This window comes from Thiocystis violacea, assembly GCF_016583575.1.
GTDB classification, from domain to species: Bacteria; Pseudomonadota; Gammaproteobacteria; order Chromatiales; family Chromatiaceae; genus Thiocystis; species Thiocystis violacea.
Window position 1 is genome coordinate 44,304 of the sequence record NZ_NRRG01000007.1, and the last position, 21,545, is coordinate 65,848.

At 66.1% G+C, this 21,545-nt stretch carries 22 protein-coding genes and 1 pseudogene; 11 read left to right on the plus strand and 12 right to left on the minus strand.

Annotated elements, in window-relative coordinates; all coding sequences use genetic code 11:
* Positions 1-9: 9 nt before the first annotated feature.
* The 4 genes from CKO27_RS05555 to tatA all read right to left on the minus strand — a co-directional run bounded on the left by CKO27_RS05555 (position 10) and on the right by tatA (position 5,273).
* Positions 10-3,180, minus strand: coding sequence for an efflux RND transporter permease subunit (locus CKO27_RS05555; protein WP_200373888.1), 3,171 nt, complete (start codon positions 3,178-3,180; stop codon positions 10-12).
* Positions 3,177-4,358, minus strand: a complete 1,182-nt coding sequence (locus CKO27_RS05560) for an efflux RND transporter periplasmic adaptor subunit (protein ID WP_200373889.1) — start codon at positions 4,356-4,358, stop codon at positions 3,177-3,179. Before CKO27_RS05560 ends, CKO27_RS05555 begins: the two co-directional genes overlap by 4 nt.
* Before the next feature lie 287 nt (positions 4,359-4,645).
* Positions 4,646-4,984, minus strand: coding sequence for a Sec-independent protein translocase protein TatB (gene tatB / locus CKO27_RS05565; RefSeq protein ID WP_200373890.1), 339 nt, complete (start codon positions 4,982-4,984; stop codon positions 4,646-4,648).
* A 34-nt stretch (positions 4,985-5,018) separates the two neighbouring features.
* On the minus strand, positions 5,019-5,273 hold the full coding sequence (gene tatA / locus CKO27_RS25140) for a twin-arginine translocase TatA/TatE family subunit (RefSeq protein ID WP_200373891.1): 255 nt from the start codon (positions 5,271-5,273) through the stop codon (positions 5,019-5,021).
* A gap of 231 nt (positions 5,274-5,504) precedes the next feature.
* On the opposite strand from tatA, the gene rlmH reads away from it, so the two are divergent.
* The 3 genes from rlmH (at position 5,505) to rng (ending at position 8,233) form a co-directional block, all read left to right on the plus strand.
* Positions 5,505-5,987, plus strand: a complete 483-nt coding sequence (gene rlmH / locus CKO27_RS05575; protein WP_200373892.1) for a 23S rRNA (pseudouridine(1915)-N(3))-methyltransferase RlmH — start codon at positions 5,505-5,507, stop codon at positions 5,985-5,987.
* A gap of 87 nt (positions 5,988-6,074) precedes the next feature.
* The gene (locus tag CKO27_RS05580) at positions 6,075-6,692 is read left to right on the plus strand and encodes a Maf family protein (RefSeq protein ID WP_200373893.1); all 618 of its coding nucleotides are present in this window, start codon (positions 6,075-6,077) and stop codon (positions 6,690-6,692) included.
* Between the two features lie 86 nt (positions 6,693-6,778).
* A complete protein-coding gene (gene rng / locus CKO27_RS05585) occupies positions 6,779-8,233 on the plus strand; it encodes a ribonuclease G (protein ID WP_200373894.1) in 1,455 nt (484 codons plus the stop codon).
* 62 nt (positions 8,234-8,295) lie between these two features.
* Here rng and CKO27_RS05590 read toward each other — a convergent pair whose 3' ends face one another.
* The 3 genes from CKO27_RS05590 to CKO27_RS24920 all read right to left on the minus strand — a co-directional run bounded on the left by CKO27_RS05590 (position 8,296) and on the right by CKO27_RS24920 (position 9,456).
* Positions 8,296-8,916, minus strand: coding sequence for a DUF3782 domain-containing protein (locus CKO27_RS05590; protein ID WP_200373895.1), 621 nt, complete (start codon positions 8,914-8,916; stop codon positions 8,296-8,298).
* A gap of 153 nt (positions 8,917-9,069) precedes the next feature.
* The gene (locus CKO27_RS25255) at positions 9,070-9,204 is read right to left on the minus strand and encodes a hypothetical protein (protein WP_420825815.1); all 135 of its coding nucleotides are present in this window, start codon (positions 9,202-9,204) and stop codon (positions 9,070-9,072) included.
* 129 nt (positions 9,205-9,333) lie between these two features.
* Positions 9,334-9,456, minus strand: a complete 123-nt coding sequence (locus CKO27_RS24920) for a hypothetical protein (RefSeq protein WP_276570131.1) — start codon at positions 9,454-9,456, stop codon at positions 9,334-9,336.
* Between the two features lie 283 nt (positions 9,457-9,739).
* Between CKO27_RS24920 and CKO27_RS05595 the strand changes: the two genes are divergently transcribed.
* On the plus strand, positions 9,740-10,690 hold the full coding sequence (locus CKO27_RS05595) for a LysR substrate-binding domain-containing protein (RefSeq protein ID WP_200373896.1): 951 nt from the start codon (positions 9,740-9,742) through the stop codon (positions 10,688-10,690).
* Positions 10,691-10,819: 129 nt separating this feature from the next.
* Here CKO27_RS05595 and CKO27_RS05600 read toward each other — a convergent pair whose 3' ends face one another.
* Positions 10,820-12,007, minus strand: coding sequence for an iron-containing alcohol dehydrogenase (locus tag CKO27_RS05600; RefSeq protein WP_200373897.1), 1,188 nt, complete (start codon positions 12,005-12,007; stop codon positions 10,820-10,822).
* Positions 12,008-12,063: 56 nt separating this feature from the next.
* Complete coding sequence (locus tag CKO27_RS05605; protein WP_200373898.1) at positions 12,064-13,032, minus strand: DMT family transporter; 969 nt, start codon at positions 13,030-13,032, stop codon at positions 12,064-12,066.
* Between the two features lie 230 nt (positions 13,033-13,262).
* Between CKO27_RS05605 and CKO27_RS05610 the strand changes: the two are divergent.
* Together CKO27_RS05610 and ampD are read left to right on the plus strand one after the other, a co-directional pair.
* Positions 13,263-13,523: pseudogene (locus CKO27_RS05610) on the plus strand (LysR substrate-binding domain-containing protein); the annotation flags it as partial.
* 71 nt (positions 13,524-13,594) lie between these two features.
* Positions 13,595-14,182, plus strand: coding sequence for a 1,6-anhydro-N-acetylmuramyl-L-alanine amidase AmpD (ampD, locus tag CKO27_RS05615; protein WP_200373899.1), 588 nt, complete (start codon positions 13,595-13,597; stop codon positions 14,180-14,182).
* On the opposite strand, the gene CKO27_RS05620 is transcribed toward ampD, so the two are convergent.
* Complete coding sequence (locus CKO27_RS05620) at positions 14,158-14,874, minus strand: GNAT family N-acetyltransferase (protein WP_200373900.1); 717 nt, start codon at positions 14,872-14,874, stop codon at positions 14,158-14,160. The two genes, ampD and CKO27_RS05620, sit on opposite strands and share 25 nt — an antisense overlap.
* 258 nt (positions 14,875-15,132) lie before the next feature.
* Complete coding sequence (locus CKO27_RS05625) at positions 15,133-16,647, minus strand: helicase HerA-like domain-containing protein (protein ID WP_200373901.1); 1,515 nt, start codon at positions 16,645-16,647, stop codon at positions 15,133-15,135.
* Positions 16,648-16,776: 129 nt separating this feature from the next.
* On the opposite strand from CKO27_RS05625, the gene CKO27_RS05630 reads away from it, so the two are divergent.
* The 4 genes from CKO27_RS05630 (at position 16,777) to CKO27_RS05645 (ending at position 19,083) form a co-directional block, all read left to right on the plus strand.
* Positions 16,777-17,229, plus strand: a complete 453-nt coding sequence (locus tag CKO27_RS05630; protein WP_200373902.1) for a rhodanese-like domain-containing protein — start codon at positions 16,777-16,779, stop codon at positions 17,227-17,229.
* A 19-nt stretch (positions 17,230-17,248) separates the two neighbouring features.
* A complete protein-coding gene (locus tag CKO27_RS05635; RefSeq protein WP_200373903.1) occupies positions 17,249-17,860 on the plus strand; it encodes a hypothetical protein in 612 nt (203 codons plus the stop codon).
* A 91-nt stretch (positions 17,861-17,951) separates the two neighbouring features.
* Complete coding sequence (locus CKO27_RS05640) at positions 17,952-18,515, plus strand: peptidylprolyl isomerase (protein WP_200373904.1); 564 nt, start codon at positions 17,952-17,954, stop codon at positions 18,513-18,515.
* Positions 18,516-18,879: 364 nt separating this feature from the next.
* On the plus strand, positions 18,880-19,083 hold the full coding sequence (locus tag CKO27_RS05645) for a hypothetical protein (protein ID WP_200373905.1): 204 nt from the start codon (positions 18,880-18,882) through the stop codon (positions 19,081-19,083).
* Between the two features lie 11 nt (positions 19,084-19,094).
* Here the strand turns inward: CKO27_RS05645 and CKO27_RS05650 are convergent, their stop codons facing one another.
* Positions 19,095-20,006 carry a DNA ligase gene (locus CKO27_RS05650; protein ID WP_200373906.1) on the minus strand — a complete coding sequence of 304 codons (912 nt, stop codon included), beginning with the start codon at positions 20,004-20,006 and terminating at the stop codon, positions 19,095-19,097.
* Positions 20,007-20,261: 255 nt separating this feature from the next.
* On the opposite strand from CKO27_RS05650, the gene CKO27_RS05655 reads away from it, so the two are divergent.
* The gene (locus tag CKO27_RS05655) at positions 20,262-21,545 is read left to right on the plus strand and encodes a CoB--CoM heterodisulfide reductase iron-sulfur subunit A family protein (protein ID WP_200373907.1); all 1,284 of its coding nucleotides are present in this window, start codon (positions 20,262-20,264) and stop codon (positions 21,543-21,545) included.

Sequence of the window (21,545 nt, forward strand, 5' to 3'; positions counted from 1 at the left end):
AGGCGGCATTCAGACCTTTTGGGTGGCCTCGGTGGTGTGTTCCCGGTGACCGATCCAGGCCCAGAGACGGGAGGCGCGCGCGTGCAGGCTCTCATGCAGCGAGAGCAGAGCCGGGGTGAAGATCAGCACCAGAATGGTCGAGAAGCCGATTCCGAAGGCCAGCGAAACGGCCATTGGAATCAGGAACTGGGCCTGAAGACTGGTCTCGAAGATCAAGGGGCCGAGACCCACGACGGTGGTGGCGGAGGTCAAGAGCATCGCCCGCAGTCGCGAGACTGCGGCCTCGACCAGGGCGGTGTCGACCTCCATCCCCTCGTCGCGCAGCTCGTGATACATGCTGACCAGGATGATGGCGTTGTTGACCACGATGCCCGAGAGTCCAAACAGACCGAACAGGGACAGGAGCGTCAGATCCAGACCGAGGATCCAATGTCCGCCGACCGCGCCGACCAGCCCGAGCGGTATGGCCGTCATGACCACCAGCGGCCAGCCCCAGCTCCCGAAGACGGCGGCGAGGATCATATAGATCAGCCCCAGGCCCAGGATCAGGCCCAGGCGCATGTCGCCCAGGGTCTCGCGCTGATCGGCCGCGCGTCCCTCGAAGCTGTAGTCGACCTCGTAGTGCGTGACCAGCTTGGGCAGCAGCTCGCGTTCGAGCGCCTCGCGCACGTTGTCCGGGGTGGCCAGCGCGCGATCGATATCGGCCGAGACCTCGACCGCGAGCCGCCCGTCGGCATGGCGCAGGGCCTCGAAGCCGCGTTGGGTGTCCCAGGCGGCGACCGTGGTGAGCGGCACGAAGCTGCCGTCCGGCACGCGCACCAGCAGTTGTTCCAGGGCGCTCAGACGAACCCGTTCCAGACGCGGCAGCAGAACCCGGACCTCCAGCTCGTCCTGTCCGACCTGGACCAGTTGCGCGAGGTGGCCGTCGAAGGCGGCCCGCAACTGCTTGCCGAGCGATTCCGTGGTCAGCCCCAGGGCCTGCCCGGCGGGCGTCAAGCGGTAGATCAACTGCTCGCGGCCGAACGGCATGTCGTCGACCATGTCCGAGACGCCCGGAAGTCCTTCCAGACTTTGCGCCAGCTCCAGTGCCGCCGTTTTCAGCTTGGCCGCGTCGTCGCCGGTCAGGCGCACCGTCAGATCGCGTCCGGGCGGACCTGATCGGCGCGATGAAATGACCAGGCTCTCAAGCCCCGCCGGCATCCGGATGTTGTCGCGCCAGGTCGCGAGGAATTCCTCGTTACGGACCTCACGATCCTCCGAGGGAGTCAACTCCACCAGGATCGAGGCGAGCTGATCGCCCTTGGCGCTTCCACCGGCCTCGACCGAAACCGTGGCGCCGAGCCGGGCAACGGCGGCCTCGATCAGATCGCCGCCGAATTTCTGCTCGGTCATCATCAAGGCCCGCTCCATCTCGGCCATGAAGGCGGCGCTCTGATCGCGCGGGGTTCCGGCGACGAAGGTGGCATTGGCGAAGACGATCTGGGCTTCGGGGGTCGGGAAGAAGACGAACTGAATCCGCCCGCCCGCCATCAGACCGACCGCGAGGATCATGAGCACCGCGACCAGGCTGACGGTAACACCGCGCCAGCGCAGCGCCAGCACCACCAGGGGGCGATACATGCGGTCGCGGAAATGATCGAATCCGGCGTTCACCCGCTGTCTCCAGCGCGGAACGCTGGCCACGGCATGGTGTTCGAAGGCCGCGCGCAGGTGCGACGGCATGACCAGGAAGACCTCCATCAGCGAGGCCATCAGGACCATGATGGCGACGAAGGGGATGTCACCCAGGATGTTGCCCATGATGCCGCCGACCAGGATCAGCGGCAGGAAGGCCGCCACCGTGGTCAGCGCGGAGGCGACGACCGGCCAGAACATGCGCCGCGCACCGGCGATCGCCGCCTCGGCGGGCGTCAAACCCTGTCGGAAGCGCGCCTCGGCATGCTCGCCGATTACGATGGCGTCGTCGTCGATGATGCCCAGCGTCAGCAGCAGCCCGAAGAGGCTGATCATGTTGATGGTGCCGCCGAAGGCCCAGAGCAGCGCCAGCGCGGCCATGTAGGCGGTCGGGATCCCCATGGCGACCCAGAAGGCGACCCGCCCCGGAAGGAACAGAAACAGCAGGAGCAGGACCAGGGTGAGACCCTGGAGTCCGTTATGGATCAGCAAATCGATGCGATCCTTGATGCTCTCCCACTGGGCGTCGAAGATCGTCAGTTCGATGGCGGGCGGCAGGGTCGGGCGGGTGTCGTTCAGCCAGTCGTCGAAGATCTTGGCCGCCTTCAGCGAATGGCCCTGCTCGGCGCGCTGGACCAGGAGTTCGACCGTCGCGGGCGCGCCGGCCATGGCGTCCTCGGACTCGCCGACCGGGATGGCCGAGAGGCTCAGGCTCGCCGGTCGCGCCTCGCGCACGATGGTCGCGACATCGCCCAGACGCACCAGGCCACGCTGGTCGCTGACGATCGCCAGATCTTCGAAGGCCACCGGGTCGCGGCGCTGCTCCAGGCCGCGCAGTTCGCGCGCCCCATCCGCCTCGCCGGCGACGCCGGAGGGGATGTCGCGGGCGATCCGCCCGACCTGCTCGCCGATACCGTCGAGCGACAGCCCCAGGGTTTCCAGAGTCCGCCCCGGCACCTCGATGGCGATGCGTTCCTCCGGCAGGCCGGAGATGTCCACCCGGTCGATGCCGCGCGCGAGCAACTCGCGCTCGAACTGGCGGATCCAGGGGCGCAGCTCGGCGAGACTCGGACCCGAGACCAGCAGACGGGCGACCGACTCATAGCGCGAGATCCGGCTGATCTGCGGGGTCTCGGCCTCCTGGGGGAAATTGCGGAACTCGTCGACCCGCTGGCGAACCTGATCGAGCGCGAGCATCGGGTCCGCGTCGTCGCGCAGTTCCAGCGAGAGACTGGCGATGCCCTGGCTGGCGGTCGAGGTCAGCTTTTTCACGTCGTCGACCGTCTTGAGGCGCTCCTCCAGGGGGATGATGATCCCGTTCTCGACATCCTCGGCCGAGGCGCCGCTCCAGACCACGCGCACCGCGATCACATCCAGGGCGAAGGTCGGGAAGAACTGGATGTTCATGCGTGTCAGGGCGATCGCGCCCAGGATGAACATGCTCGCCATCAGAAGGTTCGCGAGCAGGCGATGCCGTGCGAAGACCGCGATCAGACCCGTGCTCATTGGATCGTCTCGACCTTGAGTGTATCCACCGCGTTCGGCAGATGGGTGATCATCACCCGCTCGCCGGGCCTCAGATCCGGCGCTCGCACGAGAACCAGTCCCGCGCCGCCGGTGGCCGTGTCCAGCTCGCCGACACGCTGGACGGCGAGGCCGCTGAGCCGGCCATCCCGGATGGCGAAGACGCGATCGCCTCCATGCAGGGCGGTGAACGGCAGGGCGATGGTCCCGGGCGCCACTGGTCGTTCCAGACGCAGATCCACGAAGGCGCCGAGCGGAATGCTGGTGTCCGGATCGAGCCGCAGCAGGGCGTCTACCCCTCGGGCGTCGGCCTCGCCGGCGAGGCGTTCCAACACGGCGGAGATGGCTTGACCCGCGTGGGATCCCTGGGCCGTCAAGCGCAGACCGGCCGACAGGGCGTCGCGCAGCTCCTCGCTGTAGGTGCCTGGAATCTTGGCCCGGACGTAGAGACCGTCGAGCGGATAGAGGGTCAGGATGGTCTCGTTGGGTTGCATCTGATCGCCGGCGGCGGCCTCGACGACGCCGATGCGGGCCTCGAATGGCGCCCGGATCGAGCCTCGCGCCGCATCGCGTTCCGCCTCGGCGAAGGCCGCCGAGAAGGCCGCCAGACGTGCTGGGTGTTCGGCGATGGACTGCTCGCGCAGCGTCACGGCGAGACGCGCCCTGGCGTACTGCTCCCTGGCCTCGTCGACGCTGGAGATGGAGCCCAGCTTCTTCGACTGGACCGTATCGGCGCGCTCGACCGCAGCCAGCGCCAGTCTAAGGATCTCGCGTTCCTGCTCCAGCGCCTCGGTGTCATGGATGAGTCGCAGCCCTTCCTTTTCGAGATCCGCCTTGGCCTTGTCGAGCCGTGGCTGAAGGTCGCGCGGATCCAGTCGCGCCAGCAGGGTGCCGGCCGCGACCCGTTCGCCGTCGCGCACATGAATCTCCAGCAGTTGGCCCGCCACGGGCGCCGCCGCCCGAATCCGGTCGGGCGCCTCCACCCGGCCGAAGAGCGCGAGCACGGGATGATGGTCGGTGGGTTGGACGGCGTTCGCCTCGACCCGCCAGATGCGTTCCATGGGTTCGACGGCATGCGGAACGGGGCGGGTTTCCTTGAGGCCAATGAAGGCCCCGATTCCGACGAGCAGGATCAGGACCGGAAGAATTCGGCGCGGCATAGGGACGGCTTGGCTCGATGTTGAGAGGTTCGGTCAGTGGCTAAAGGTGTGGGGTGTGGTGGGTCGGAACAAGCGTCCCAATCCCGACGCGCCCATGGAGTGCGTGCCATGCTCGCGCTGGAAGGGGTGTTTCGGCCGGGTCTGACGCGGGGTGATGGCGTGGCGCGCCGTCGCGGGTGGCGCGCCTGGCGAATGTCCATGACGAGGGGCTTTCGAGCCGCCGGTACTGGTCCGGAAAGGAATCGGAGTTAGTGGCGGGTGGCGCCGGACGTTGGATCGGAGCGCGTTCAGTCCCCGCGAGGCGGATCCGGCCGGATCCTGTCCTTGTCCGAATCCGGCTTCCGCGTCTCGCCGTCGGACGGCATATCGGACCGGGCGGTTGTCTTGGGCGGCTCCTCCAGGATGGTTTCCAGGGGATTGAGGCGTGCCTGATGGTCGAGAACCTTCCTGAGTTCCTCGGTCTTGAGCTCGCGATCGATTTCCTGCTTGACGCTGGCCAATGTCCGGCGCGCGTGTCCGACCCACTTGCCGGCGATCCGCGCCACCTTGGGCAGACGCTCGGGTCCGATCACGACCAGGGCGACGATCGCGACGAGAATGAGTTCCTGGAATCCGACGTCGAACATGGGTCGGTTTCAGCCATTCAAGCCAGAACGGGGCTCAGGTCCGGTCACGATCGGCGGGCCGTGCCTGGGTTGGACTCTCGGTCGTCCGCTTTTCGCCGGCCTGGGTCAGGGAGGCGGGGTCACCGGACTCCTCGTCGTCATGGTCCGATTTCGCCATGGAGCCGCGGAAGCCCCGAATGGCCTCGCCGAGGTCGGATCCGATGTTCTTCAACCGCTTGGTGCCAAACAATAGGACGACGATCACCAAGATGATCAAGAGCTGCCAGATACTGATGCCACCGACTCCCATGCGTTTCTCCGTCTAGTTCGACCCGTGATTGAGCCGGGGCGTCCAGGGCTGGCGCCCGGTCGCGATACGAGGCTCGTAAGGGGGCCGATCATAACCGAAGCGGTTTCGCCCTGAAAGCGATGCTTGACCGCTCTCCACCGATGGCGGACTGTGCGTCGACCGGCACGGATTCAAGCCGGGCGATGGGGCGATAATCATCCCAGGGCATTAATCGACGGGGTGGTTCTCCAGTTGCGTATTCATCTAATCTGCGTAGGGCGACGGATGCCCGGCTGGGTCGAGGAAGGCTATCGGGAGTACGCCAAGCGGTTGCCTCCGGAGTGCGGGTTGCATCTGATCGAGATCGACCCGGTCCGTCGGGTCAAGTCGACCGCTTCGAGGGCGGCGCGCGAGGAGGAGGGACGCCGTATCCTCAAGGCGATTCCCAAGGGCGTCGACCTGATCGCGCTCGACGAACGTGGGCGTTCCTGGAGCACGGAGACCCTGGCCGGCCAACTGCGGAACTGGTTCGCCGATGGCCGGGATCGCGCCCTGCTGGTCGGGGGCGCCGACGGACTGGCCGAGGAGTGCCTGGCGCGCTCGCGCGAGCGCTGGTCGCTCTCGGCGCTGACCTTCCCGCATCCGCTGGTGCGGGTGATCCTCGCCGAGCAGATCTACCGGGCCTGGAGTCTGACGCAGGGACACCCCTATCATCGAGGCGACGCCACTCAATAAGCCTGCCATGATCCAGGCCGGATTCTCTAGCGAACGCTGACCGGAGGATCGTCCGGCCTCGCCTGAATGGCTTGAGTTCACACAGACATGACCGACGCGGACCATCAGCATGACATTTATCTGGCCTCCCGATCGCCCCGGCGCGGCGAACTCCTGACCCAGATCGGGGTCAGGTTCGCCGTCGTCGGCGCGGATCTGGACGAGACCCCCAGGCCGGGTGAGTCCCCGGAGTGCTATGTCGGCCGGCTCGCGCTGGAGAAGGCCCGGCTGGGCCGCTCGCGTGTGCCGGACCTGGACCGGCGGCCGGTGTTGGCGGCGGATACGGCGGTGGTGCTGGGTGAGCGGATTCTTGGCAAGCCCGAGGACCAGGCCGAGTTCCTGCGCATGATGGGCTGGCTTTCCGGTCAAACCCATCGGGTGCTGACGGCGGTGGCGCTCCTGGCCGAGGGCGAGGTCTGGCATGAGATCAGCGAGAGTCGCGTGACCTTTCGTGTTATCGACCCCGAGGAGAGGCTGGCCTACTGGCGCGGCGGCGAACCCCAGGACAAGGCGGGCGGTTACGGCATCCAGGGGCTGGGCGCGCTCTTCGTCGCGGGTCTCCAGGGCAGTTACTCGGGCGTGATGGGACTGCCGCTTTACGAGACTGGCCTTCTGTTGCGGCGGGCCGGTATTCGTTTGATAGCGGACGAGGACCCGGCCGCTTGAGACCCTCATCCTCCTCCGGCGGCGGAGGTTGGCGTACGCGCTAGCCGCGATCCACGAACAAAAACGCAAACCAGGATGATGATTTCGTGAGCGAAGAGATCCTAATCAATGTCACGCCCCCCGAGACCAGGGTCGCCGTGGTCGAGAACGGCGTGGTGCAAGAGATCATCATCGAGCGCGCCGAGCGTTGCGGTCTGGTCGGCAGCATCTATAAGGGGCGCGTCTGCCGGGTGTTGCCGGGGATGCAGGCGGCCTTCGTCGATATCGGCCTGGAGCGGGCGGCCTTCCTGCACGCCTCCGACATCATCGGCCACCAGGGCGAGCCGCGCGGCGACCAGATCCACGAGCTGGTGCGCGAAGGCGACATGATCGTGGTGCAGGTGGTCAAGGATCCGCTCGGCACCAAGGGCGCGCGTCTGACAACCAATATCTCGATCGCCTCGCGCTATCTGGTCTGCATGCCGGCGCTCGCCAGCACCGGCGTCTCGCAGAAGATCGAGGACGACGACGAACGCCGGCGTCTGCGTGAGATCCTCCAGCGCTACGTGGAGGCCCACGAGGGTGGCGGCGGCTTCATCGCACGCACGGCGGCCGAGGGCGTCACGGAAGAGGCCCTGCTCAAGGACATGGCCTTCCTCGCCAAGCTCTGGCGGGGCGTGCGTGACCGCTGTGCCGCGGTCAGTCAGATCGGGCTCATCCATGACGATCTGCCGCTCGCCCTGCGTGCCCTGCGCGATCTGGTCACCCCGGAGGTGGAGCGGATCCGCATCGACTCGCGCCTCATGGTCGACAAGGCCGTTCCCTTCGCCAGGAAATACATCCCGGAGATCCACGACCGCATCGAGTATTACCAGGGCGAGCGTCCGCTGTTCGACCTCTACGGGGTCGAGGAGGAGATCAAGAAGGCCCTGCTGCGCAAGGTCAGCCTCAAGTCCGGTGGACACCTGGTGATCGACCAGACCGAGGCCATGACCACCATTGACGTCAACACCGGCGCCTTCGTCGGTCATCGCAACCTTGAAGAGACCATCTTCAAGACCAACCTAGAGGCCGCCCAGGCGATCTGCCGTCAACTGCGTCTGCGCAATCTCGGCGGAATCATCATCATCGATTTCATCGACATGACCGAGGACGAGCACAAGCGCCAGGTGCTCCGGGCGCTGGAGAAATGTCTCGCCCGCGACCATGCCAAGACCCACATCACCGAGGTCTCCTCGCTCGGGCTGGTCGAGATGACCCGCAAGCGCACCCGCGAGTCACTGGAGCATGTGCTCTGCGAGCCCTGTCCCTGCTGCGGCGGCCGAGGCTCGATCAAGACCGCCGAGACCACCTGCTTCGAGATCTTCCGCGAGATTCTGCGCGAGTCGCGTCAGTTCGAGGTCGAGACCCTGCTGGTGCTCGCCTCCCAGGAAGTCATCGACCGTCTGCTCGACGAGGAATCCGCGCATCTGGCCGAACTGGAGGAGTTCATCGGGCGACCCATCCGGCTCCAGGCCGAGGCGCTCTACACCCAGGAGCAGTACGACGTCGTCCTGATCTGAAGGCGATTGTCGAAAAAGAGGGTATCCCTGTGGCGGGGCAAAGCGCGGTGTGCCATCCCGGCTCACCAGGCGGCGGGTTCAAACCCCTCGGGGTTGCGCACCTCGACCTGCTCGCCGTTCTGGCAGAGCACATAGAGACCGTTGGCCATGGCGTAGGTCTGTACGCTGTCCGGGATCACCATCGCGGCGACCGCGCCCAGCACTCGATGCGCGTGATAGAGCGGCAGTACCCGCTTGAGCTTGGCCATGCGCGCGAGATGCTCGTCGACGTACTCGCGCGTCAGCTTGCTCTTGCACTCCACGCCGACCAATACCCCATCGTTGACCACCAGCAGATCGATCTCCAGCGCCTCGCCGGCGCGTTTGGCCGTCACACCCTGATAGACCTCGTGGACCTCGATGCCCTGGGCGCGGAACAGACGCACCACCGCCGGGGCCACCATGTACTCCACGAATTCACCGAGCCGGTTGCCGAGGTCGCCGAGTTGTTTCGACACCCGCTTGACGATCTTGTCGGTCTCCTGGATCTGTCGGTCAGTCTCCTGGATTAGTCGGTCGGTCTCTTGCATCTTACGGTCAGTCTCCTGAAACTTCAGGTCGGTTTCCTGAAACTTACGGTCGGTCTCCTGAAACATCCGCCACACGTCCTCGAAGGTCGGGGCGGGTTGCTGGACGGTCGTCATGGCCGGTCTCCAAGGAAAAAGGCGTCGCCGAGTGCGAACGCGCGTACACGAAAAACAAGGGGCCGCGCCGAGGATCGCAAGCGGCGAACGCCTCATGTCTTCAATCGGTATCGGTCTTGGCGATCGGCGGTCCCCTATCCCCGGTCAATCGCGCTATGTGGTGGTCGCTGGTGTGCGTCCCCAGAAGAGTAGATGCCAGCGATACGCCTCGTCGAGGACGGCGCGGCGTTTGCGGCGGCGCGGGCTTGGGCCGGAGGAGCTGTCGCGACGCAGGAGATTCAACGCCATCCGGCGGATCGACGCCAGGTTTTCCGCCGAGTGGTCTTTGCGGGTCCGGCAGGCATCCTCCCCAAATTGGACAGCTAGAATCCAGACCTTTTCCAACGCTGTCTCGGAGAGACGGGAAACGGCGACCCCTTATTCGTCATCGGACACGAGTAACACTAGCCGTGCGGTCTTGCCATAGAACTGGCGATAGTGTTCCGGTAGATGCACCTTGCCTGCGTAATCGATCGTGGTTTCCATTTCGATGGAAAACATGGTTTTTACCTCCTGGCTCTTTATCCATACGGCGTATCTCCGTACAGGCTAAGCGGCCGTGCCTCTACCGAAGATGGACTCCCGGTGAGCGATGACCCGCTTGGGGAGCGACGAGACGCCGCCTGATCCAGGGATACTCAGCCGCCATGCGCCAGCGATCAGTGGCGGCCATGGTCCGCACGGCGACCAGCAACGGCCTGAGAAATAGGGGGCTGGTGCAACAATCAGGCGATAAGATGGCGAAACTGGCAAGGACTGCTGCATCAAGGCATCAATCACGGCCGTGGATGACTTCAACGATCTGGTCTATTTCGCCTCCGTGGTGGAGCACCACGGCTTCTCCGCCGCCGCGCGGGCGACCGGGGTCGAGAAGACCCGGCTGAGCCGGCGGGTCGCGGCCCTGGAACAGCGTCTGGGGATGCGCTTGCTGCAACGCTCGACGCGCAGCCTGGCGCTAACCGAGGCCGGCCAGCGGTTTTATGACCATTGCCTGGCGGCGGTGGAGGGTGCCCGTGTCGCTTACGAAAGCATCGCCGAATTGCGTCGGGAGCCGGCCGGGACGGTGCGGATGAGCTGTGCCCCCTTGATGGCGCAAAGCTATCTGGCGCCGATCCTGCCGGGCTTCCTGGCCCGGCATCCCAAGGTCGATCTGATTCTGGATTCCACGGACCGCGAGGTGAATCTGATCGAGGAGCGAGTCGATCTGGTCCTGCGCTCCCGGCTCGAGATCGAGGATTCAGCCGGCCTGGTGGCCAGACCCCTGGCCGACGCCCGGCGCCTCCTGGTGGCCAGCCCGGCCTACCTCGGGCGAATCGACCCGCCCAGCGCGCCGCGCGCCCTGTCGGGGTGCGAGACCCTGGGTCGGCCACTGGAGCTGTTCGAGGGGCGGATGCGCTGGGAGCTGAACGGACCCGGAGCGGAGACCCTGGTCGTGCCAGTCTCACCGCGCCTGGTCGCCAACGACCTGCGTCTGCTGCTGGAGGCCGCCATCCATGGCATCGGGATCGCCCTGCTGCCGGAGCCGATCGTGGCGAGTGACATCAGAACCGGCCGGCTCACGCAGGTGCTTCCGGACTGGACGGCGACGACGCACCGCATCTATCTGCTCTACCCCAGCCCACGCGGCATGCTGCCCTCGGTCCGCAGCCTGATCGACTACCTGTTGGTGCATCTGCCGGCGAGCATGAGCATCCAGGAGCGCGGTGTTGAGGCCGATGCCCTGCGGTATCCCTGATTGAGCATCCCGCCCGAACCGTCCGCGACAACGGAGCCTGGCTGAGAACCGAGAGATCTCCGCAAGGCGCGGCCGGTGATTCTCCTTGATCGCCTTCAGGACCAACTGGCTTGATGCGCGCGAGCCGGGCTACAAGGCCGCGCGCAGCACCGCGACGATGTCGTCTTGCGTCATGGGCGGGCGACCCAGCAATCGGCCCTGATCGTCATGGACCACGAGCACGGCGTCCTTGGCGTACGCCTCGAACAGCGCGTCGCCGATGCCCAGCTCCGACAGGCGGGTGGGGCAGCCGATCTCGCGCAGGAAGCCCTCGTAGGCCGCGATGCCCGCCAGGCCCAGGGTCAGCGCGTCTTTCCCGTCCGGCGACAGACCGAAGATGCGCTGGGCGAACTGGGCGAAGCGCTCGGGACGCGCCCTGGCGGCGAAGCGCATCCAGGCCGGATTGACCACGGCCAGCCCCGCGCCATGGGGGATGTCGTGGTGGGCGGAGAGGGCGTGCTCGATCATGTGCACCGGCGGCACCATGCCGACACCGGCCTGAACCCAGCCATTGAGCGCGACGATGGAGGCCCACTGGACCTGGGCGCGGGCGTCCAGATCGCGGCCGTCGGCCACCGCCCGGCGGCCCCATTCGATGGCGTTGATGATGACCCCTTCGGCGAAGCGGTCCTGGATGGGCGTGCCGTCCACGCCGTTGAAATAGCCCTCGGTGACATGGGTGATGAGGTCGCACACGCCATAGGCGGTCTGGTCCTTGGGCACGGTCAGGGTCAGCTCGGGGTCGACCAGGGCCACTTTCGGATACAGACACTCGGCCTGCACGAAGGATTTCACCTTGGTGGCATCGTTGGAGATGACCGCGCCACAGTTCATTTCCGAACCGGTGGCGGCCAGGGTCGGCACGGTGATGATGGGCAGCGCCTGGGTCGGAATGTGCCAGTGCTCCTGGCCGTGACCGATCATGTCCCAGGGGTCGCCGGCATAGAGGACCGCCGCCGCCATGACCTTGGCGGCATCCATGGTGCTGCCGCCGCCCAGGGCGATGATCACCTCGCACCCTGCCTCGCGCGCGATGCGCGCGCCGCGCACCACGGAGGTGATGCGCGGGTTGGGCTCCACGTCGGTGCATTCGGCATGGGCGACGCCGGCGTCCGTCAGACTCGCGACCGCGCGATCGAAGGCGCCGCTGCGCTTAACGCTGCCGCCGCCCGTGACGATCAGGGCCTTCTGGCCGTATTCGCGCGTCACCGGCCCCAGTCGCGACAGCGTGCCGGCGCCGAAGATCAATTTCGTCGGGTTATGGAATTCGAAGTTCATGGCGTTTTCCTCGTATCAGTGCGTAATGTTTGTGGAGAGGGACGGACGATCAGGCGTCACGGCGAAACGGGTGCGGACGCCGTGGTCGGCGCGACGGCGGCCGGCCCGCGAAACGGGAGGCGCAGCCCAGGTGCGCGGGCGGCGAGCGCGCTCATCACGCCCGCGACCGCCACCACCGCCATGCCCAGCAGGCTCAGGTGATCCGGCACATGGCCGAGCGCCAGCCAGCCGAGCAGTCCGACCCAGAGGAGTTGCAGATAGCTCATCGGCGCCAGGAGCGAGGCCGGCGCCTGCCGATAGGCCGCCGTGAGCAGGAAATGCCCTAAGACCGCGGCGACGCCCATCGCCAGGAAGAGGATCAGCTCCAGCGTCGTCGGCACCGGTCCGCCCCAGGTCCAGGGCAGTGAGCCCCCGAAGCCAAGGGCGCCCACCAGGGCGGCATAAAACAGCAGGCTCAGCGTCTGTTCCGTGCTGGCCAGGACACGCGAGAGCAGGAAGTAGACGACCGTGGCGCCGGCCCCGCACAGGGCAAAGAGGACGCCGGTCGGATCGAGTCCGCCGCCGGGGCGCACGATCAGCAGGACGCCGACGAAGCCGGTCACCGCCGCCAGCCAGCCCAGCCAGCCGATGCGCTCGCCCAGGATCGGACGCGCGAGCAGCACCACCAGCACCGGGGCGAGGAACACGATGCTTACGGTCTCGCCCACGGGCATCCGCCGCAGCGCCAGCGCGACGAAGAGCGAGGCCATGGCCAGCGACACCGCGCGCACCAGGACCAGACCGGTCCGCTGCGTCTGGATGAGCGTTCGCCCCTGGGTCGGCGCCAGGAAGACGACCATCAGCAGGCCATGGACGATGTAGCGCATCGCCATGACCAAGGGCGCCTCGTAGTGGGCGGTGAGGATCTTGGTCGTGGTATCCATGCCGGCGAACAGGACGGTCGCCGCCAGGAGCAGCAGAATACCGCGCAGCGTCCCGGCGCCTGGGTGGCGCGTGGCGGTGTCTGATTGGCGGGTTTGCATCATGGGTCTACCGGTCTGGATCGCGGGTGCCGAGCGGAGGTCGACACGGGATGCTCACACTCTAGCCGCCGCGAGACCCAGTGATAAGATGGGAGAATCGGGATGACCTTATGAGAGCGATTCATCAATGCCGCGTCAGAGCCTGGATGACCTGGTCGCCTTTCTGGCCGTGGCGCTCGCCGTGATCTGCGCGACAAGCCGGCGGGAACCATCCGCATCACCACCGCCGGCCATGCCGCCGAGACCATCCTCTGGCCCAAGCTGTCGAGGGTTCTAGCAGCAGCCCGCCGATGCGGCAAGCGGCACTGGCGGGCGCTGGGCTGGCCTATCTGCCCGAGGACATGGTGCTGGAGCCCATCGCGGCTGGGCGGCTCGTCCGGGTGCTCGATGACTGGTGCGCGCCCTTCACGGGCTACCATCTCTACTATCCCGGTCGCCGCCAGTCGTCACGCGCGCTGGCCCTGGTGATCGAGACGCTGCGACATCGAGCTTGAGGTGCCGGCCTGTTGGGTGAGGACGCTTATCGCTTTGCGCAAGCGACCGACGGATTCCGAGAAAATCTAGCATGAGCGACAACAGCATGACGTCCATGAAACCCCCTGATTGGGGCCTCGACCCCGCCGGCTGGCTGACCGGGGCGGAGCGGCGTCCCTCGCCGAATCAGGACGAGCGGCCGCCTGGGACCGATATCGATCTGCTGGTGATCCATAACATCAGCCTGCCGCCCGGCGAGTTCGCGGGGGATTGGATCGATGATCTCTTCCTCAATCGGCTCGATCCGACCGCTCATCCCTATTTCGCGCCGATCGCCTCGGTGCGCGTCTCGGCGCATCTGCTGATCCGTCGCGATGGTCGGCTGATCCAGTACGTCCCCGGCGAGCGGCGCGCCTGGCATGCCGGGGTCTCCAGCTTCGATGGGCGCGAGCGTTGTAACGACTATTCGATCGGGATCGAGCTGGAAGGCGCGGATGATGTGCCCTTCACCGAGGCGCAATACCGCACGCTCGCCGACGCCACCCACTGTCTCCAGATCCGCTATCCGGCCATCACGGCTAGGCGTATCACCGGACACAGCGACATCTCGCCCGGTCGCAAGACGGATCCGGGTCCGGCCTTCGACTGGGCGCGCTACCGTGCTCTGATCGCCGGCTGAGACGGCCCATCGCCGGCCATCGGCCAGGTCATCCAGTGCGCGGCATTGAGCAGGCGATGCAGGCTGGCGGACCAGGCGTCGATGGCCAGGCGCGTGATAGCGAAAGGGTCCAGCCAGGGCGGCAGGCTGTCGGCCGGTTCCGCCTGGGGCTCGGCGAAGTCGTAGTCGTAGGTCAGGGTGCCGTCGTCCAGCCCATGGACACGACCGCCAAGACTGACCGCCAGCGCCCGCATGTCCTTGTTCGCCGTCAGCACCTCGTACCTGAACCGGCGCAGGCCCTCGCGGCGGGCCAGCACGACCAGTTGCTTGACCAGCGCCTTGCCGAGGCCGCGCCCCCGCGCCGCGTCGATGACCGCCATCGCCAACTCGCTCGTATCCGAGCCAGGCCCCAGGCGAATGCAACGCGCGGCGCCCAGCACCTCGATTTCCTCGCCCCAGGCGTTCAACCGAAAGGCGCCCAGCGCGATGTGGTCATGCCCGTCCGCGCTGGTCAAAAAGGCCAGATCGCTCTCGGTGAGCGCGGGCTTGGCGCCGAAGAAGCGCTGCCATCGCGACTCGGGCGAGAGTCCGGCGAAGCAGGCGAGCATGGCCTCACGGTCATCCCGGCCGATCGGGCGCAGGCGGCAGGGCGTTCCATCCTTGAGTCGGATGGCGTGACCGGAGGTCACCGGAGCGGTCAAGGTGTCGAACATGGCTAACCTCCGCCGAATGGTCGATGGCGATCATGACCGCTGACTCGGAGGCCGCGCCCCGGCCCAACCTGGGACGGTGCGCGACAACCTCCGGTGAAATCCGGAGCGCCAGCGGTGGCGGTGCACGGACAGGGTCGGGCTTGACCCGATCGGAATTTGTGCACTGCAACATTGGAGGCGGGTGATAGGCAAAGGTTCAATTGGCCCCGGATCCCTGGGGGATCGGGGGCGCTCCGTTCTGGTGAGGCTCTCGGAGAATCAGCGTCCGCGCGTCCCTCCGAGCAGGGAGCCCAGGATGCCGCGCACCAACTGACGCCCGACCTGGGTTCCAAGCGAGCGCATGGCGCTGGTGGCGAACGCCTCGATCGGGCTCGGGCGGTTCCCGGTCCTGGGGCTCGGCTCGCGGCGGTTCGCGGGCGAGGGCGCCGTCCGGCCGCCGCGTCCGAGATAGCCCGACAGATCCGGGATATCGGGCGCGTCCGCCTGCTGGGCGCGCTGTTCGAGGATCTCGTAGGCCGAATGACGGTCCACCGGGGTATCGTAGACACCCTTGGCCAGGGACTGGTCGAGAATGTCCTGGCGTTCCGCCTCGCTGATGGGGCCGAGCCGGCTGCCGGGCGGGGCGATCAAGACCCGTTGCACCATGCCGGGCACGCCGTCCTCGTCCAGGGTCGAGACCAGGGCCTCGCCGACCCCTAGGGCGGTGATGGTCGCCTCGGTGTCCAGGGCCGGGTTCTGGCGAAAGGTCTCGGCGGCCACCCGCACGGACTTCTGATCCTTGGGCGAGAAGGCGCGCAGGGCGTGCTGAACCCGGTTGCCGAGCTGGCCCAGCACCTTGTCCGGCACGTCGATCGGGTTCTGGGTGACGAAATAGACGCCCACGCCCTTGGAGCGGATGAGCCGGACCACCTTCTCGATGCGATCCTGCAAGACCTTGGGGGCGTCGTCGAACAAGAGGTGCGCCTCGTCGAAGAAGAGCACCATCCGGGGCTTGTCGGGGTCGCCCACCTCGGGCAGTTCCTCGAACAGTTCGGAGAGCAGCCAGAGCAGGAAGGTGGAATAGAGCGCGGGCGAGTGGATCAGCTTGTCGGCGACCAGGACGTTGATGTAGCCGTGCCCGGCCACATCGGTCTGCATCATGTCCTGCAACGCCAGCGCCGGCTCGCCGAAGAGCTTCTCGCCGCCCTGCTGCTCCAGGGCCAGGAGCGACCGGAGGATGGCGCCGACGCTGGCCTTGGAGACGTTGCCGTAACGGGTCCGCAGACTCTCGGCCTCGTCCGCGACATGGGCGAGCAGGGCGCGCAGATCCTTCAGATCGAGCAGCAGCCAGCCGTTCTCGTCGGCGACCTGGAAGACGATGTTGATCACGCCCTCCTGGACCTCGTTGAGATTGAGCAGGCGCGACAGCAGCATAGGGCCCAGCTCGCTGATGGTGGTGCGCACCGGATGTCCCTGTTCGCCGAGGATGTCCCAGAACATGACCGGATTAGCGGCGTGGACGAAGCCCTCTTCCTGCTCCAGGTTCATCTCGGCGACACGGGCGGCGACACGCGGATTGTCGCCGCCGGCCTGGCTGATTCCGGCCAGGTCGCCCTTGATGTCGGCCAGGAATACGGGCACGCCCTGGCGGCTGAACTGCTCGGCAAGCCGCTGGAGCGTGACCGTTTTGCCGGTTCCGGTCGCGCCGGCCACCAGACCATGCCGGTTGGCCAGGCGCGGCAGGAGTGAAACGGACGTATCGCCCTGTTTACCGACGAGGATGGACGTTGTCATTGACGGCACTCCGTGTTTTTTTAGAGATTCTCGACTGGCCACGAGTATATAACGGTCGCGCCCCCACTCTGGAGGCGCGGGCCTCTAGGCCATGTCGAGCCTTCCGACTTTCAACACCGAGAGATCATCATGCTGTACAGACCTATTCGCCGACTCGCCGTCCTGATCGCCGCCAGCTTCCTGGCCATCGGCTGCTCGCAGGCCGCGGATTCCGGACTCACCCTGACCCCGGAGGCGGCGCTCGCCAAGGCCCAGGCGGGGGAAATCACCCTGGTCGATATCCGGACCCCGGGCGAGTGGCGTCAGACAGGCGTTGCTCCGATGGCGCGACGCATCGACATGCGCAACCCTAAGGACCCCAGTGGTTTCGCTGATCGCGTTTTGAAGGAGGTCGGTGGAGACAAATCCGCCCCGATCGCCCTGATCTGTCGCACCGGTAACCGTAGTGGTTACCTTCAGCAGGAGTTGCGGTCCCTAGGTTTCACCAATATCCATAACGTCCCCGAGGGCATGGCGGGAAGCAAGGCCGGCCCCGGTTGGATCCGCCGCGGTCTGCCTGTACAGCCCTGTCCCAATTGCTGAGCCCAAGGGAACCGCACGCATGCTGTTCGACGTCGATGAAGCCACCCGCAAGCAGGCCAAGTCCCCGCATGAGCTGGCGATGGTCAATCTGGTCATCTTCAACCTGCTCATCGGCGTCGGTCTGCTGGCGGGCTCGATGGCGCCGCCGGACTCGACCATCGCGCGGTTCAAATGGATCGCGGTTCTGGCGCCGCTTGCCGGTTCGCTCGTCCTGATCGTCTTCACCCACTGGCGGGCGAGGCGGGGAGCGAGGCGGTCATCCTGGTTCGTCGCCGCGCACTGGCGGCTGGCGGCCTCGCGCTATCGTCTCCTGCTCGTCGCCTATCTGGTCTGCGCCGCGATCCTGAGCCTAGCCCTGTTCGGCGGTGGGGTAGGGGGCCGGAGCGAGGCTCGGATTCGCGACCTGCCGCCCGTGATGCAGGAGATGGAGCGACACAAGCTGGAATCCCAGGACATGGGCGGGGCGGTGTGGGCGCGGATCGGCGTGGTTCCGCTCCTGCTTGCGATCATGGTCAGCATCATGCTGGAATCCGGCTCCATCTATCAGGCCGGTCGGGGTGAACTGCCCGACGCCCTGGTGGCCCGTTTTCCTCCTCCGCCGGACCTCGCGGAACTCCGGGAGGCCGGCTAGAGGACCGGATCGTCTTTCACCATCTCCACGACGCGCTCGCCTTGTCGAAGGTTTCCCATCACCCCTTGATCTTCAACCACGAGGAAATCCCATGAAAACATCACCCATTCTGCTCGCTGGCTTCCTGCTCGCCACGACCGTCACCTCGGCCCTGGCCGCCAACCCCAAGGTCGCCCTGGATGTCAGCATCGGCGGGGAGCCGGCCGGGACCATCACGCTGGAGCTGTTCGCCGACGTCGTGCCCAAGACGGCCGAGAATTTCCGCGCCCTCTGCACCGGAGAAAAGGGCGAGGATCTGACCTACGCGGGCAGTCCCTTCCACCGCATCATCCCCGGCTTCATGATCCAGGGCGGTGACTTCACTAACGGCAACGGCACCGGTGGCAAGTCCATTTATGGCGAGAAATTCGAGGACGAGAATTTCGACCTCAAGCACGACGAGCCCGGCATCCTCTCCATGGCGAACGCCGGACCCAACACCAACGGCTCGCAATTCTTCATCACGACCGTCGCCACGCCCTTTCTGAATGGCCGGCATGTCGTCTTCGGCAAGGTCGTCGACGGCATGTCCGTGGTCCGCGCCATGGAAGAGCAGGGCAGCCCATCGGGCCGCACCAAATCCGCTCTGAAGCTGGAGAGTTGCCGCCAGCTCTGAGGTCGGTCGCCTGGCCATCTCCCCGCGCGGGGAGATGGTTCGGAACCGGGCCGGGAGCGACTAGGACGATCCTCTCGCACTCGAAGGCGAAGCGCACCGCGTCAGGGCAAGTCGGCCCGCTCATGCACTCCAATCGACCTTGGATCGCTCGGTTTCATCGCGTGATGAGACTTGATGCTCGGACGCCGAGGGCGAGGGCGGTCAAGAATTAAGGTGAAACGAACGGAGCCAACCCCAGGAACAGGGGGAAATCGGCGGGTTTTCATCGCTGAGTCGATCCCCCATCTTGGCTTTGACCCTTTCGGGCAGATTTCTTGCTTTGAGATGTCCGTCCACCGATTCCACACGACACGAGGCTCCGATCATGCCAGACCTCCATGCCGACCAGAATCCCAGGGGAGCCAACCATCGCCCCGAGGACCGCCGATGGCCAGAAGCGGAACTCGCCCCCCGGCTCCATCCCTGGGCCGATCCCCAGGCCAGGGATCGAATCGACGGGTCTCCCGGTCGCTTCGACCGTCAGATCGAGGCGGATGTGCTGAGAAACCTGGCGAGAATGGGTTTCTGAGCCGAGCCTTCTCAATCGGTCTCCCGCACACGCTCGAAGCTCGCGAAGCGCGGAATCCCCGCGCTCGTGCGGCCCTGATACCTGAAGGTCACGGTGCTTCCGATGGGCGGCGGTGATCGCCGCTCGGCATCGCTGAAACCCGTCCCGATACGGAACCTTGGCCCGTCCGGTTCTTCCACCACCAGCGCGCCCAGCATTCCCTCGTATTTGCCCTTGCCGGGTCGATGGGCGATCACCCGCGCCTCGGCGTCCAGATAGGGTTTGACCTTGAGCAGGTCATCGGTGCGTCCGGCCCGATAGGCGGATCCATCGCGATGCAGCATCAGCCCCTCGCCACCGGCCCGGACGACGGCGGCGAGCCGCTCCATCAGGTCGGCGTGATCGGCGACCCGGAATTGCTCGACGGCGGCGATACGCTGATTCGCTGAGCCGGCCAGGAGTCGCTGGAGCGCCTGGAGACGTTGGCCGAACGGGGCCGACAGCCCCGGCAGGTCGAAGACCATGTAACGCACCGATCGCCAGGCTTGCGGATCCGGCTCCTGGCGTCTGACCGTTCCCGACAGCTGCTCGAAGGTTCCGCGTCCCATCCAGAGCTCGCCGTCCAGCGGCACACTCGGGAAATCCGCCGTGAACCAGTCCGGCGTCTCGATCCGCTGTCCGCCCCGGCTGATCAGTCGGGTGCCGTCCCAGTAGGCACGCACGCCGTCGAGCTTCTCGCTGACCCAATAGTCGGACAGCTCGACGCCTTCACGATAGAGATTCGCCAGCACCAGATCCGGCTTGATCGCCGGCGTTTCCAGGCCGACCACCGGGGTTGTCGCGGTCGCGGTAGTCGGCTCCGCCATCCCGGTGGAGGCGGTGACACAGAGCAGAAGCGCGCACCAGGCGGCCTGGGGAGCGCGGATACTCGACCTGTTCAACATTCCTGTCCTCCTATCGATCCATGGATGATTACCGTCCGCTCGGGCGAGCATAACCCCCCTCCATCAAAGCATCAAAAACTACGATCCGTATTTCAAGCCCCCGGCATAGCCGCGACCCCTCGCGGGGGTACCTTAGCAAATTCCGATATTCGGGCGTTCCCACCGCACCGGATCACCTGAACGACGCAGACCTCCCCCGTCCCTTCACCGCTGAGTCGTTCGCCACGCCATATCCGCGAAGACGGAGGAAAGTCCATGACGGCAGTCGTCGCAACCAATGAGACCATTCTGGTGGTCGGCGGTGGCATCAGCGGCATGACCGCTGCGCTGGAAGCCGCCGAGACCGGGAAACGGGTCGTGCTGGTTGAAAAGCGTCCCTATCTGGGTGGCCGCGTCACCCAGCTCTATAAATATTTCCCGAAACTCTGTTTCCCCACCTGCGGTCTGGAAATCAATCAGCGCCGCGCCAAGATGAACCCGAACCTGACCATCCTGACACTGGCCGAGGTGATGGGACTCACGGGCCGCGAGGGCGACTACACCGCGACCGTCAAGCTCTCCCCGCGCTATGTCAACGAACGCTGCACCGCCTGCGGCGACTGCGGCACGGCCGTCGAGGCCGAGTTCGACGACGATTACAACTATGGTCTCGGCAAGCGCAAGGGCGCCTATCTGCCCTACCGCATGGCGCATCCGGCGCGTTATGTGCTCGATCCCGCCATCATCGGTACCCCGGACGCGGACAAGGCCAAAGCCGCCTGCCAATATGACGCCATCGATCTGGAGATGCGCGAGGAGACCGTTGAATTCCGCTGCGGCGCGGTGATCTGGGCGACCGGCTGGCGTCCTTACGATGCCGCCAAGATCCAGCCCTACGGCTATGACCGGATCGCCAACGTCATCACCAGCGTCGAATTCGAGCGACTGGCCGACCCCAATGGCCCGACCGGCGGCAAGTTGATCCGTCCCTCCGACGGCAAGGAAGCGAAAAAGGTCGCCTTCATCCAGTGCGCCGGCTCGCGCGACCGCAACCATCTGCTGCACTGCTCGCGCATCTGCTGCATGGCCTCGCTCAAGCAGGCGACCTATGTCGCCGACGCCTTCGCCGATGACGCCGAGATCAATATCTATTACATCGACCTGCGCGCCATCGACCGTTTCGAGGACTTTTACAACAAGGTCCGCGCTAACCAGCGCATCAAGTTCATTAAATCCAAGCCGGCCTCGATCGTCGCCGACAAGGACGGCAACCCGGTCGTCCATGGCGTCGACACCGAAGGCTACAACCGTTTCGCCGAGCCGCACGATCTGGTGGTGCTCGCCATCGGCATGGAGCCGTCGGTGGACAAGGACGACTTCCCGGTGTCGATCGTCATCAACCGCGAGGGCTTCATCGAGGCCGCGCCCGAGAACGGCGGCGTCTTCGCGGCGGGCTGTGCGTCCGATGCGCTGGACGTGAACCGGGCCGCGCAACATGCCACCGGCGCCGCGCTGCGCGCCATCCAGGTCGTCAACCGCGTCGCCAGGGCGGAGGTCTAA